General features: G+C 55.5%; 12 protein-coding genes. 9 read left to right on the forward strand and 3 right to left on the reverse strand.

Features of this window, described 5'->3' with window-relative positions; genetic code table 11:
• On the forward strand, positions 1–1,310 hold a 1,310-nt coding region (locus V6D20_21160; GenBank protein HEY9818290.1), incomplete at its 5' end, for a type IV pilus twitching motility protein PilT.
• A 10-nt stretch (positions 1,311–1,320) separates the two neighbouring features.
• Positions 1,321–2,076 (forward strand): circadian clock KaiB family protein, encoded by a 756-nt coding sequence (locus tag V6D20_21165; protein HEY9818291.1) that lies wholly within the window; start codon positions 1,321–1,323, stop codon positions 2,074–2,076.
• Between the two features lie 114 nt (positions 2,077–2,190).
• Here V6D20_21165 and V6D20_21170 read toward each other — a convergent pair whose 3' ends face one another.
• Both V6D20_21170 and V6D20_21175 read right to left on the reverse strand, forming a co-directional pair.
• Positions 2,191–2,976 (reverse strand): hypothetical protein, encoded by a 786-nt coding sequence (locus tag V6D20_21170; GenBank protein ID HEY9818292.1) that lies wholly within the window; start codon positions 2,974–2,976, stop codon positions 2,191–2,193.
• Between the two features lie 546 nt (positions 2,977–3,522).
• The gene (locus tag V6D20_21175; protein ID HEY9818293.1) at positions 3,523–4,263 is read right to left on the reverse strand and encodes a dienelactone hydrolase family protein; all 741 of its coding nucleotides are present in this window, start codon (positions 4,261–4,263) and stop codon (positions 3,523–3,525) included.
• A 359-nt stretch (positions 4,264–4,622) separates the two neighbouring features.
• Here V6D20_21175 and V6D20_21180 point away from each other — a divergent pair, with 359 nt between their 5' ends.
• Positions 4,623–5,606, forward strand: a complete 984-nt coding sequence (locus V6D20_21180) for a GntR family transcriptional regulator (protein ID HEY9818294.1) — start codon at positions 4,623–4,625, stop codon at positions 5,604–5,606.
• 62 nt (positions 5,607–5,668) lie between these two features.
• Here the strand turns inward: V6D20_21180 and V6D20_21185 are convergent, their stop codons facing one another.
• On the reverse strand, positions 5,669–6,814 hold the full coding sequence (locus V6D20_21185; protein ID HEY9818295.1) for a DUF58 domain-containing protein: 1,146 nt from the start codon (positions 6,812–6,814) through the stop codon (positions 5,669–5,671).
• 139 nt (positions 6,815–6,953) lie between these two features.
• On the opposite strand from V6D20_21185, the gene V6D20_21190 reads away from it, so the two are divergent.
• From V6D20_21190 to V6D20_21215, 6 genes are all read left to right on the forward strand, one after another.
• A complete protein-coding gene (locus V6D20_21190) occupies positions 6,954–7,277 on the forward strand; it encodes a hypothetical protein (GenBank protein ID HEY9818296.1) in 324 nt (107 codons plus the stop codon).
• Positions 7,278–7,408: 131 nt separating this feature from the next.
• Positions 7,409–9,220 (forward strand): AarF/ABC1/UbiB kinase family protein, encoded by a 1,812-nt coding sequence (locus V6D20_21195; protein ID HEY9818297.1) that lies wholly within the window; start codon positions 7,409–7,411, stop codon positions 9,218–9,220.
• A gap of 27 nt (positions 9,221–9,247) precedes the next feature.
• The gene (locus V6D20_21200; GenBank protein ID HEY9818298.1) at positions 9,248–9,979 is read left to right on the forward strand and encodes a Stp1/IreP family PP2C-type Ser/Thr phosphatase; all 732 of its coding nucleotides are present in this window, start codon (positions 9,248–9,250) and stop codon (positions 9,977–9,979) included.
• 139 nt (positions 9,980–10,118) lie between these two features.
• Complete coding sequence (alr, locus tag V6D20_21205; GenBank protein ID HEY9818299.1) at positions 10,119–11,315, forward strand: alanine racemase; 1,197 nt, start codon at positions 10,119–10,121, stop codon at positions 11,313–11,315.
• 23 nt (positions 11,316–11,338) lie between these two features.
• Positions 11,339–12,040, forward strand: coding sequence for a hypothetical protein (locus V6D20_21210; protein HEY9818300.1), 702 nt, complete (start codon positions 11,339–11,341; stop codon positions 12,038–12,040).
• A 507-nt stretch (positions 12,041–12,547) separates the two neighbouring features.
• Positions 12,548–12,748, forward strand: a complete 201-nt coding sequence (locus tag V6D20_21215; GenBank protein ID HEY9818301.1) for an NblA/ycf18 family protein — start codon at positions 12,548–12,550, stop codon at positions 12,746–12,748.
• Positions 12,749–12,880: the final 132 nt, after the last annotated feature.

Here is a 12,880-nt window from a genome sequence, read left to right on the forward strand (position 1 = left end):
ACGCCCAACGCCCACCCCGCCCGCCCATGCCACCCGCCCCACCACCGCCACCGCGATCGGGTGCGCCTGCGAGCGAAGCCACCCAACCCATCTCGCCCCAGACCATGGTCATGCCATCTGCGCCTAGCGCTCCCCCTCGCACTGGAGCACCGCCCAAGCCACCCAGCGCACCACCAGCACCACCAGCCGGTCATCGCCCTGCTGCACCGCCACCCATGCGCATGGCGGCAAAAAGTCGCGTCAGCCCCGGTTCGCCTACCCTGGCGCAGTTGGTCAAAGAAGCCTTCGATAAAGGATTCTCGGATATTCACGTGGGTGTAGGAGAGACACCGCGTTTTCGTAACCGAGGCGAAATTGATACTACGGAATATCCGGTCACTGACGAAAATACCTTCTTCAGTTGGCTCGGCGAAGTTCTCTCGGATCAAGAAATTCAGCGATTCAAAGACACCCTTGATTTTGATGGAGCCGCCCAGTACGACTTCGCTCGGGTACGGATCAATATCTTTGATTCCATTCGCGGGCCAGCCATGGTCATGCGATTGATTCCCATGAAGATTTTGACCATGGAGCAGCTTAATCTGCCGCCGGTCTTCAAGGATATTTGTCACTATCACAAAGGTTTGATCTTGGTGACCGGGCCCACGGGCTCCGGGAAATCAACCACCATGGCAGCCATGATTGACTATATCAACAAGGAAATGCCCAAGCACATCATTACCATTGAAGACCCAGTGGAATTTGTGCACCAAAGCCGTAAAGCCTTGATCAAGCAGCGGGAAGTAGGCATTCATACCTTGAAGTTTGACAATGCCCTGAAAGCCTCCCTGCGAGAAGATCCAGACATCATTCTTGTGGGGGAAATGCGTGACAAGGAAACCATCAGCACCGCCCTCAAAGCAGCGCAGACAGGACACTTGGTCATCGGTACCCTGCACACCAACAGCGCCGTGAAAACCATTGAGCGGATTCTCAACCTCTATGATCCAGCGGAGCAAGAGCCGGTCAGAATCTCGGTAGCAGAAGCACTGGTAGCGGTGATTGCCCAAGGGCTATGTCGTACCACAGATGGGAAGCGGGCTGCCTTCCACGAAATCTTGCTGAATACCGATGCCATTCGTGACTACCTGCGTCGAGGAGATCTAGACGAGGTAGAAGCCATGGTGCCGCGCTGTACCTTTGACGGCATGTGTACCATGAACCAGTCGCTCTATCAGCTCTACGAAGCCGGACGCATTACGGAAGAGACGGCTCTGGAGATGTCACCCAAGCCCAACGAAATGGCGCAGATTCTCAGAGGTCGAGTCTAGGTTGGTGGGGGTGCAGGAGTCGATTATTCCTTCGTCGTATAAGGGAATTGTCCTATTTACGCCCGGAGGAGACGTCATCTATGCCATCGATGAACATAAGCAAGATCGGTGGCATTTACAGCTTTGTGCCGTGCTGCAGGAGTTGCTGGGGTTGCCGGAGCCGCCTCACTTTTTGGTGCCTTGCTTTACGGCAACCATTGACTGCTGGCTGGATCCTAGAAGTCAAACGCGCTGCCAGGTGGCCGAGATGTCGCCCATGGTGCAGCGATACCAACCCTTACTGAATGTGTTGTTTTACAGCTTGGATTTGCAATGGTCGGTTTTACCGAATCCTGGGCCAGGTTGTGATCCGGCTGTTTTGATGACCTATCGATCGCGTTTTCCAGAACTCTGGCAATCCCACGATCTAGTTGTCAAGCTCGACGATTCCCTAAGGCGATCGCGATCGCCTCAAGCAGAGCCCTGGTTATCCAGCAACCCCACCGCCAATTCTCCCCAAGGTTACGTCTTTCGTCTGTTTGTCAGCGGACAAAGCTTGGTCACCGAACAAGTTCTACAAAGCCTCCATCAGGTCTTAGAGCGATCGCTGCAGCGCCCCTACACCCTGAAAATTGTCGATGTGAAAAAGCACCCAGAAATTGCCGAGCTCAACCAAATTACGGCAACACCTACCTTGGTGCGCATTTGGCCCAAACCGGTGAAACGGGTGGTGGGCGACCTCAATAGCGTCGGTAGAATTCTTCAAGACATGACTTCAGCCTTTTAGGCAAGCTATGGCGCTTACGAGTCTACTGCAGAGTTGTCGAGCCAAGAATCTGTGCAGCAGCCTCCATTCATTGTGCATACCATCGGGGGAACGAGCGCCAAGCAGACACCACCATCAAACGGCATTGGGTTGATGGGTGTGGGACAACATCGATTGCACCACGCTGCGAACGAACAGCAGGTCACTCGATAAATCTACGATGTGCACCAGTCCTGAATCAATTAAATCCGTGGCGCGATCGCTGCTGAGCTCTCCCCGAACAGCGGCGGCTAGCTCATCCGCCGTACGTCCACTACCGGCAATCACCAACACCGGCCGCCCCACTCGTACGCTATTGGACGCATCCTGCCAGGCAATTCGACCACCATTCACCAACACCGTCACCGATGGCGCATCCACATTCAAAGCCGTAGCCACGTTAGCAATCCACGGAGCTTCATCCCCCCAAAGCCCCCCCGGCACCAACACAAAATGGGTATGGTGGGGTTCGAGGGGCGCATTTTCATCCGACGGCAGGGTACAGCTCTGGGGCAAAATCACCGTACCGATCGCCGCCACGCCCACCAAAGGAAAGGTGCTGGCCGTGGCTTGCCGGGCCTCGCCCATCAACTTCATCACACCAGCATCTGTACCACCATCAATCACCACCCCATTCAGGGATTGGATCACCGGTGCTAGCACCTCCGTAAACAGCGATCGCAATTGACTAAAGCTTTCCTCAGAAATGCCGCTAGCTCCTCCCACCACCACCAGTGTCGGCCGCGCTATGGGCAACCCCAGTTGGGTCAAGAGCGGCCCGATCTTAGACCGAGCGGTGGATCGGTGTAGTTGAATAGCCACCGCTGTATTTCCATTGGGAAACTCTAATTGGAAGGGATCTGGGGTTGGGAAAGATTTCATCGTTGCAAGTGCAGAGACATTAGGCAACTACTGAACGTTAAACTATAGCGATCGCTGAACCAAAGTCCATGAGTTGGTGCAGCGAACTACCCAACCCACCCAACTATTCACGCCCAAGTGGGAGGAAACCTAGCACCTCCCAGGTATAACTTCTACGTTATAGCCTACCCAGGGTCGCCTAGACACGAGACTTGCTATGCGAAGCAAAAGACAGCGATCGCTAGAGCCTTTAGGGGGCATGGCAGTATAGCAATCCACCGCACAATAATCTATCGGGCTAGATGTAAAGCATGACGCACCAGCCCTGTGCATCCCTAGCAAGCAGCCATCTTGAGAGGTCTGGAACTCACATCCCATTCTGCAGGGCATGATCGCCCCTCAACACTAAACCTTGCCCAATCGTAGGCGGATTTATCTTGAATTCTCAAGTTTCCCCACAACGAGTAACGCTCCGTAACATTCACGGGACATCCCAGACCATCCCGAGACCAGTTGGCGAGCCTAGGGATGGAGGGCAAGAGCCTTGTCTAGAGGGATTGCTGGATGCTAAAGGGATTGCTGAAACAGCGCTTTCACCTTCATCCAAGCATCGGCAGCGGCGGCCGCCTGATAGCTAGCGCGGCGATCGCAGAAAAAGCCATGGTCGGCTTCGGGGTAGCGAAAGATTTGGTGGGGCACATGATGCGCTGTTAAGGCTGCTTCAATTTGCTCCACATGCTCGGGAGGAATACTCATATCTTCCATGCCAAAAAAGGCATAGACAGTGCCGGTAATATGGCCTGCGCGGGTCAAGGTAGGGTCGCCGCCGCCTGGACACCAGGTTGGAATGCCAGCACCGTAAAATGACGCGGTCGCGGCTACAGCCGGCAGGGTAGCGGCGAGAAAGGCCACATGCCCACCAAAACAAAACCCAATACAGCCCACCCCACCGGGTTTACTAGCTGGCTGTTGGCTTAGAAAATCGATGGCCGCCTGCACATCGCCCAATAGCTCATCCGCATGGGTCTGGTCTTTATACTGTCGCCCTAGTTTGATATCGTCTAGGGTGTACCCGGCTTCAAAGCCAGGAGCTAACCGTTGGTAAAGAGCCGGGGCGATCGCAATGTAGCCTTCCCGGGCAATACGCTCTGTGATGTCTCGAATGTGGGCATTCACCCCAAAGATTTCTTGCACAACGACCACAGGAGGATAGACACCATCGGCAGCGGGCTGGGCCATATAGGCATCGATCGCCAAACCATCATGGTTGACCTGGACATGGCGTGTTTGAAGATCCGAATGGCTCATAACTAAATTCCTAAGACAATGGGGGTATGGAACATGATGGATGGACGCAGAAGGGGCAGGCAGCGATCGCAGCACTCCCCTCGTGAGCCCGGATACCTAAGCGTGCGAAGATAGTGCTAGCAATTCTGAAGACTAGCGGGGGCAAGTATAGGCCCTTGTGCTACGAAGCATGTCAGCTATGATTGCCCATAACAATCGCATTCTCCTCAATCCGGCATCCGGCATCGTAGGTTAGCGTTAGCCCTAATCAGCAGCCCTAAATGGGCCATCCAGTTAGGGTTTTAACACAGGTTTTTTAAACGCTTCAAGATTCTATTGGTCGTTGGTTTTCATCGAGCGCATGGCGGAGGCTCTGGTCTATGGTTCAGTTTCACATTCAACCCGATAGCGAGATCCCAGCGTCTACTCAGCTCTACAACCAAATACGCTTTGCGATCGCTTCGCGGCAGTTTCCACCTGGGCATCGGCTGCCCAGCACCCGGCAGTTGGCTATGCAAACGGGTCTCCATCGCAACACGATTAGCAAAGTCTACCGCCAGCTCGAAGATGCTGGTGTGGTGGATGCTCGGGCTGGGGCTGGCATTTTTGTGCGGGCTCAGGGCGACGAAGGCGTTGCCAAAACCGGCTCCCCGCTCCTGGCCCAATATCCCGAGGCCAACAAGCTGGTGCAGCAAAGTGTTGATAAGCTGTTGAGTCAGGGCTGCAGCCTCAGTCAGGCGCGGGAACTATTTCTAGCAGAAATTGACTGGCGGTTGCGCTGCAGCGCCCGCGTGTTGGTCACTTCACCGAGTCAAGACATTGGCGCAGGGCAGTTGATGGTGCAAGAGCTAGAACAGGCGCTGAAGATTCCGGTGCAGTTGGTACCCCTGGAAGAACTAGAGCAGGTTCTGGATCAAGCGCGTTCAGGCACGGTGGTCACCAGCCGTTACTTTATTGGTGAAGCAGAAGCGATCGCTGCCCCGCGTTCGGTACGCGTGATTCCGGTTGATATCTACGACTACGCCCAGGAAATGCAGTTGCTGACCAAGTTGCCCACGGGTAGCTGTTTGGGCATTGTCAGCCTCAGCAGCGGTATCCTCAGAGCAGCGGAGGTGATTATCCACAGTCTGCGGGGTGAGGAGCTGCTGGTGATGACGGCTCAGACGGATGATGCCTACAAGCTCAGCTCGATTGTCCGCAGTACCCAAGTGATTGTCTGCGATTTGGTGAGCGTTCCTCGGGTGAAAGCTGCGATTCAAGAGGCGCGCAATGATCTGATTCGTCCGCCCCAAGTGATTACCAGCAATAACTATGTGGGTATGGATTCCATCGAGGTCTTGAAGCGAGAGCTGGGGCTGGATTAAGCCAACCTGCGAGAGCAGGCGTTGTCACCGGCATCCATCACCAGCCCCAAGACCTTGTGGGACTAGAGCGATCGCTGCAGTTGAATCTGCAACGGATCCTCGGGCTGGCGCAGAATACCCAAACGCTGAGTTGTGGAGGGCGATCGCCCCATCTCATCCCACAGCATCCAGCGACTACCCGCTGGTAAATCTTCCAAGCGATCGCCCCTCGGGGTCAACCAAACCAAGGGCAGATCCGGACGCTGACCCGCGATCGGCCGAGGCTCTTCATCGGCCTGGGTGGCCGCCAAAACTTCAAGCACCTGCTGCTGCCCGTCCACCGTCCCCGTCCCCGCCGTCCAGAGGCTCACCTGCAGTTTTTGCTTCAAGGCATAGAAATATAGCGACGCTGCCACAATCACCGCTTCTTCAAAGGCTGCCGCCGGCCAAGCTATGCCGCTATCCAAGGCAATCACCAAGGCCTGACCGCCGGTGATCACCTCCAACTCCCGCACCCGCAGATCGCCATAACGAGCGCTCGATCGCCAATGCACCATGCGAATCGGATCCCCCCAGCGGTAGGGCCGCAGGGCCCGGGTCATGCCTTCGCTAGCGCTATCGGGACGTTGAATACTTTGCAGCTCTTTCTGCTCATCGGCTCCCTGCTCATCCACCAAGGGACAGGACGACAGCGGCAATACCTGGGGATAGACCACAGCGATCGCGGGCTGAGTGAACGCCTGCCGCCGCCAGAAGAGACCAAAGGGAGCCGCCGTCCGCAGATGCACCGTATGCCAACGGTAGACCCCCCGCTGTTCCATCACTCGGCTATAGGCCCAGCGGTATTGCCCTTGGGCCGCCAAGGTTTCCAAGGCCGACCGTTCTGGCGCACCCACCACAAACGGCAGCAGGTCAGAAAGTTCGAGCAGTCCCCGAGCCTGGGGCGTGGGATTATCAATCCGCAGTTCCACCTGCAAGGCATCGCCAGCGCTGATGGGATAGATGGGCATCCGACTCACCTGCAAACGCTTCAGCGATCGCGGCGGCAACAGGGCAGCGATCGCCAACATGGCCAACATGCCGCCACTGATCACATACAGCCAGCCAGCCATGGTGTTGGTCGCCGCCGCAAAGAAAAATACAGCCAACCCCAGCAGCAGCCAGCCGCCATAGGACGGAGACACCCAACGAGTTTCAAGCCAATCTGACCATGCCTTTGTTTGTCGCATCCACGCTTCTCCAGATTTGCCTCCATCCTAGCCGAGGGCTGGGCGAAGCCCCCAGGGATCGCAGTAATTCGAGTTCACTGCCGCAGACCAAAAGCAGTCAAGTTATAATCTTGACGGAGTACGTATATAGGCGTTGCGAATGAGTAATCCCCTAGTCCAGGCTTTTTTCGTGGGACGAGCAGCAGCAGAACTGCTGAGCGAGCAATTTGAGTCCACCGTCACCCACACCCTGAGCGATCTAGGCAAATTTGATGCAGAGCAGCGCGAGCGCTTGCGTCAATTTACAGAAGAGGTGCTAGACCGAGCCAAGCAGTCTGAAGAATCTGCCATGGGCGATCGCCCCCCTGCGGATGCCCCTGCCGCCGGTTCTCCTTCCGATTTGCAGACCATGCTAGATGAACTGCGCGCTGAAATTGCCCATCTGCGCGCCACCCTGCAGCGCCACCGCAACTCTGCCCCCTAACCCATCCGGTCTCAACTCGTTCTCAACAGCTTGGAAAAATCCATGCCGCTGGGTTGCCCGATCTCCCTAGAAAGGGAACCATAATAGAAAAAGCTGTTTAGAACTCCTGGATTGAAGCGCGAGTGACCGTCTTGCCTGATCGTCCCAGTCGTGATGCTGCCGCATCTGAATCTATCCCGTCTCCAGTCGGGTCGTCTGTGCCCTCTGGTCTATTGTCTAATCCGTCAGAACATCGGGGCATAACCGTGAGCGATCGCTCCAAACTGCATACAAGCAAAAAATACCGCTGGAACCGTGAGCGCTACTCTCGGCAACGTCGCTATGTAGATATCTGGACGTTTGTCCTCAGACTCTTGGCGTCCCAATGGCTGTATGGCAAGTCCTGGAGTTATGCCGGCGGCATGACCGACGAAAAGCAGACGCTGCGGCGGCGACGCTTGGCAGTATGGATTCGAGAAACACTCTTGGATTTAGGGCCCACCTTCATCAAAGTTGGGCAATTGTTCTCCACGCGGGCAGACCTCTTTCCTAGCGAATATGTGGAAGAACTATCGAAGCTACAGGACAAGGTGCCAGCCTTCAACTACGAACAGGTTGAAGCCATCATCGAGCAAGACCTCGGCAAAACCATTCCCGAACTGTATCAAAGCTTCGACCCCATTCCCCTAGCTGCCGCCAGCCTTGGGCAGGTGCATCGAGCCCAGCTTCACAGCGGCGAAGAAGTGGTGGTGAAAATCCAGCGACCGGGTTTGAAAAAGCTGTTCACCATTGACCTCGCCATCCTCAAAGGCATCGCCCGCTACTTCCAAAACCATCCCGACTGGGGACGGGGGCGCGATTGGATGGGTATTTATGAAGAATGCTGCCGAATTCTTTGGGAAGAAATTGACTATCTGGGCGAAGGGCGGAATGCCGACACCTTCCGACGGAACTTTCGCAATGAAGGATGGGTGCGCGTGCCTCGGGTGTATTGGCGCTATGCCTCATCGCGAGTACTCACCCTAGAATATTTGCCGGGCATCAAGATCAGCCACTACGACGCCATTGAAGCAGCCGGGCTCGATCGCAAAAACCTGGCCCAACTGGGAGCCCGCGCCTACCTGCACCAACTGCTCAACAATGGATTTTTCCACGCCGACCCCCACCCCGGCAACATTGCCGTGAGTTCAGACGGAGCGCTGATCTTTTACGACTTCGGCATGATGGGTCAGGTGCCAGCCATCACCCGCGAGAAACTGCTCAACACCTTCTTTGGCATTGCCCAAAAAGATGCTGAACAAGTGGTGGCATCCTTGGTGGAACTAGGAGCCCTAGCGCCTGCCGAGGATATGGGCCCCGTGCGGCGATCGGTGCAGTACATGCTGGACAACTTCATGGATCAGCCCTTTGAAACCCAGTCCGTCGCAGCCATCAGCGATGACTTATATGATATTGCCTATAATCAACCCTTCCGATTTCCCGCCACCTTCACCTTTGTGATGCGGGCATTTTCGACCCTGGAAGGGGTGGGCAAGGGTCTCGATCCAGACTTTAACTTTATGGAGGTTGCAAAACCGTTTGCAATGCAGCTTATGACCGACGGACGTTCATCCCTAGAAACCGATGGACTGCTGGGAGAAATTGGCCGCCAGGCCGCTCAAATGAGCAGTACAGCCCTAGGCTTACCCCGACGCATTGACGATACAATCGATAAACTAGAGCGAGGGGATATTCGGGTACGGGTGCGCTCCATTGAGAGCGATCGCCTTCTGCGGCGAATCAGTACCGTAAACCTGGGAATGAACTATACTATTTTGGCTGGCACGTTCACTCTGTCCGCCACGATTTTGCTAGTGAGTGAGTACGTGATCTTAGCTAGTGTGATGGCAATCCTTGCAGTAGCTTCAGCGATCGCTCTCATCCGCCTGTTAATGCGTCTAGATCGCTACGATCGTATGTTTTGATGTTTTCCTTGGGTAGCGCCACGCTGTATGAAACGGATTTTCTCGGGGCTAACAGACACAGGGCTAGTGCGCTCTGTCAATCAGGATGCGTACTATATTGACCCCGATGGTCGGTTTTGCCTAGTCGCTGATGGCATGGGCGGCCATGCGGGCGGACAAGAAGCCAGTCGCTTAGCCACCGATACCATCCGTGAGTACTTAGAAACCCACTGGAGCTTTCCGGCCAAGTCCCATCAGTTACTGGAAGAGGCGCTGCTGAAAGCGAACCACGCCATTTTGAAAGATCAGCGCGACCATCCGGAGCGATCGGACATGGGAACCACCGTGGTGGTGGTACTCTTTCGCGATGACCAGCCCTCCTGCGCCCATGTCGGCGACTCACGCCTCTATCGCCTACGAGGTTCTCGGCTCGATCAAATTACCGAAGACCATACCTGGGTACGACGAGCGCTGAAGTCTGGAGAATTAACCACCGATCAAGCCCGTCTCCATCCCTGGCGACATATTTTGTCGAAATGCCTGGGGCGAGATGATGTGCGCCAAATCGACGTGCAGACCTTTGAGCTAGAACCCAACGATCGCCTCATTCTCTGCAGTGATGGTCTCACGGAAGAGCTATCCGATCACTTAATTGCCTTTCACCTCAAATCCATTCGCGCCTGTGACCAAGCCGCCAGCGCCCTGGTCAATGCAGCCAAAGGCAAGGGTGGCCGCGATAATATTACCATCGTGATTGTCTCCAATGAGCAGTCTGACTAGCGCGATCGCTCCCCGGAATCTGCACTAGCATGACTCCGAGACCCAAAGGTGGCGATCGCCCTTTTCAACCCCAAGTCTCTGGTCTAGTCTGGAGTGAATAAGACATCTGGAATGCACCCGTGGGGAAAGGAGTCACGCCATGTTGAGTTGGGATCATCGGCCAACGTTGTCCACCATGGGCCGCGAGCGGGCGTGGGTTGAGATTAACCACAGCCACCTAGCCTATAATGTCCAAGCCATTCAAGCTCTCTTGGCTCCAGGCACAGACCTAATGGCGGTGGTGAAAGCTGATGCCTATGGTCATGGGGCGGTGACCATTGCCCAAACCGCCCTCCAGGCTGGGGCCACCTGGCTAGGCGTAGCCACCATTCCCGAAGGCATCGAACTGCGGGAAGCAGGGATCCAGGCTCCCATTCTCTTGCTGGGAGCCACCAATACCGTCGAGCAAGTGCGGGCGATCGCTCACTGGCAGTTGCAGCCAACACTCTGCACCGAAAAACAGGCCCTGGTCTTTGCCGAGGCGATGGACTCCGCAACCCATCCGCTCCCGGTTCACCTCAACGTCGATACGGGCATGTCGCGCCTGGGAGTTCCCTGGCAGCAGGTACTTCCCCTCGCCCAGCATATTCAGCGATCGCCCCATCTCCACCTGGCCAGCGTCTACTCCCACTTTGCAACAGCGGATGATCCGGATGTGCAGACCCTTCAGCACCAACGCGATCGCTTCCAGCAGGTCATCCAAACCCTAGGCGATCATGGCATCGTTCCGCCCATGCTGCATCTAGCGAACTCCGCCGGCACCCTGGTTGAGTCCAGCCTCCATTACGACCTCGTCCGGGTCGGGCTAGCCATCTACGGGCTTTATCCCGCCCCCCATTTTCGGGCCAGCATCGATCTCAAACCCGTGCTGCAAGTGAAAGCCCGCGTCACCCAGGTGAAAACCCTACCCCCCCAGACCGGCGTCAGCTATGGGCATCGATTTGTCACCCAGCGAGAAACTCGGCTAGCCGTTGTTGGCATTGGCTATGCCGATGGCGTACCCCGCTTGCTGTCCAACCGCATGAACGTTCTCTTACGAGGACAGTTTGTTCCCCAAATTGGCGCGATTACCATGGATCAGCTCATGCTCGACGTGACCGACCTTGCCGAAGTCCACGAGGGTGATGTGGTTACCCTACTGGGGCACGATCAGGACGCCACCATCTCTGCCGACGACTGGGCCGACACCCTAGGAACCATTTCCTGGGAAATCCTTTGCGGCTTTAAACATCGCCTACCGCGATTATCCCTATCCTCACCGGCAACCGCCACCGCCAAACCCCTAACCCTTTCCTAACCCTAAGCACCAAGGAGACATCGATGGGATACCCTACCGTGATTTTGCCAGGCTACTTCGCCGGTGCGGCCCCTTACCAAACCATGGAGAAAACCTTGGCAGAGCTAGGCTTTCCCAGTGTCACCGTGCCCCTGTCTCGCTGGGACTGGGTGCCCACGGTGGGCGGGCGGTCGATGGGAGGAATTCTAGAAAAACTCGATCAAACCGTGAAACAGGTGATGGAAACCACGGGAAGCGATCGCATCAACCTCATCGGCCATTCCGCTGGCGGCTGGATTGCGCGGATCTACCTCGGCGAAATTCCCTATACCATCCATGCCAAAGACACCGGCAAGCCCATGCTCTGGAAAGCGCATCCTTCCGTAGCCACCCTGATGACCCTAGGCACCCCCCACGTTAGCCAAGAACGCTGGACGCTGCGCAACCTCAACTTCGTTAACGATAACTATCCCGGCGCATTTCATCCCACGGTGCGCTACGTCTGCGTGGCTGGCAAAGCCGTCTTGGGCGATCGCTCCCTAGCAGGCTGGTTCACCTACAACAGCTACCTACTCACCTGCGGCAACGGAGCCTGTTGGGGCGACGAAATTACCCCCATCTCCGCCGCCCACCTAGAAGGTGCCGAAAATCTAATCTTGGATCAGGTCGTCCATTCGCCCCGAGCCGGCAAGCGCTGGTATGGCAGCCCCGACATCATCCCCACCTGGGCTGCCTATCTCGCCTAAACCACCCCTCCAACTCATGAGGCCAGCCACCTGCATCTTCAACAGGTGGCTTTTGTCGTTCCAAAACGATGGGGGACAGGAGAAGCGATCGCCCCGCCGCTCATCTGGATACCCGCGTTCTACCCCAGCGCCAACGAAAATCAACCTGAATTCGTTCATCTTGAGCAGTCTACTCAAGACGGTGTTGCTAAAACTAGCCTAATCCAATGCGCAAAAATGCTCATCATTTCACAACACACAAGGAGAAATTAGTGTCATTCTGTCAAACTTTTGTTATGATTCGTAATATAGATCAGACGGATTTGTATGGCGAATAGGGAAACCTGAATCTACACCCCCGTAACGTCTCCCAAACGTTCGGATTAGAGCTTAGATTCACGCCTACCGTCTCCAGATACCAGTCCTGCAAGAGGTCGAAGCCCGTGACAGCTTCCATCCAAGCTCTAGCAGACTACAGCACGAACCGGTTACAGCATTCAACATTGCACTCTCAGTCATGGAGGATCCATGGTAGACCCTAACACCTACGAGCTAACGATCGAGCAGCAGTTTCAAATGCGGTTGATGGAGGAATCAGCCCACGTGATGAGCCGAGAGCAAGCCCTAGATCTGCTGGTGCAGGCTTCTCAGCTTCTGATGGTCAAAGATAATGTCATCCGCAATCTATTGCAACGCACACCACTCAAAAGCTTCAGCTTTGAAAGTTAGCGATCGCATTTCTCTACTTTGGAGGACACAGATATGGACTTTATGTCATTTGATTTGAGTTTGGAGCAAAAATTCGAAGTTCAACGCATTCGCCAAGAAGTGCAGGACATGGATCGCGACCAAGCTCTTGAC

It is taken from the genome of Candidatus Obscuribacterales bacterium (assembly GCA_036703605.1).
In the GTDB taxonomy this organism is placed as follows: Bacteria; Cyanobacteriota; Cyanobacteriia; order RECH01; family RECH01; genus RECH01.

Bases quoted from the DNA above. Each gene is read 5' to 3' on its own strand.
- V6D20_21190 (HEY9818296.1), top strand. From the start codon at position 6,954: ATGAGTAATCCCCTAGTCCAGGCTTTTTTCGTGGGACGAGCAGCAGCA.
- V6D20_21170 (HEY9818292.1), bottom strand. From the start codon at position 2,976: ATGAAATCTTTCCCAACCCCAGATCCCTTCCAATTAGAGTTTCCCAAT.
- V6D20_21215 (HEY9818301.1), top strand. From the start codon at position 12,548: ATGGTAGACCCTAACACCTACGAGCTAACGATCGAGCAGCAGTTTCAA.
- V6D20_21180 (HEY9818294.1), top strand. From the start codon at position 4,623: ATGGTTCAGTTTCACATTCAACCCGATAGCGAGATCCCAGCGTCTACT.
- V6D20_21175 (HEY9818293.1), bottom strand. From the start codon at position 4,263: ATGAGCCATTCGGATCTTCAAACACGCCATGTCCAGGTCAACCATGAT.
- V6D20_21210 (HEY9818300.1), top strand. From the start codon at position 11,339: ATGGGATACCCTACCGTGATTTTGCCAGGCTACTTCGCCGGTGCGGCC.
- V6D20_21200 (HEY9818298.1), top strand. From the start codon at position 9,248: ATGAAACGGATTTTCTCGGGGCTAACAGACACAGGGCTAGTGCGCTCT.
- V6D20_21185 (HEY9818295.1), bottom strand. From the start codon at position 6,814: ATGCGACAAACAAAGGCATGGTCAGATTGGCTTGAAACTCGTTGGGTG.
- alr (HEY9818299.1), top strand. From the start codon at position 10,119: ATGTTGAGTTGGGATCATCGGCCAACGTTGTCCACCATGGGCCGCGAG.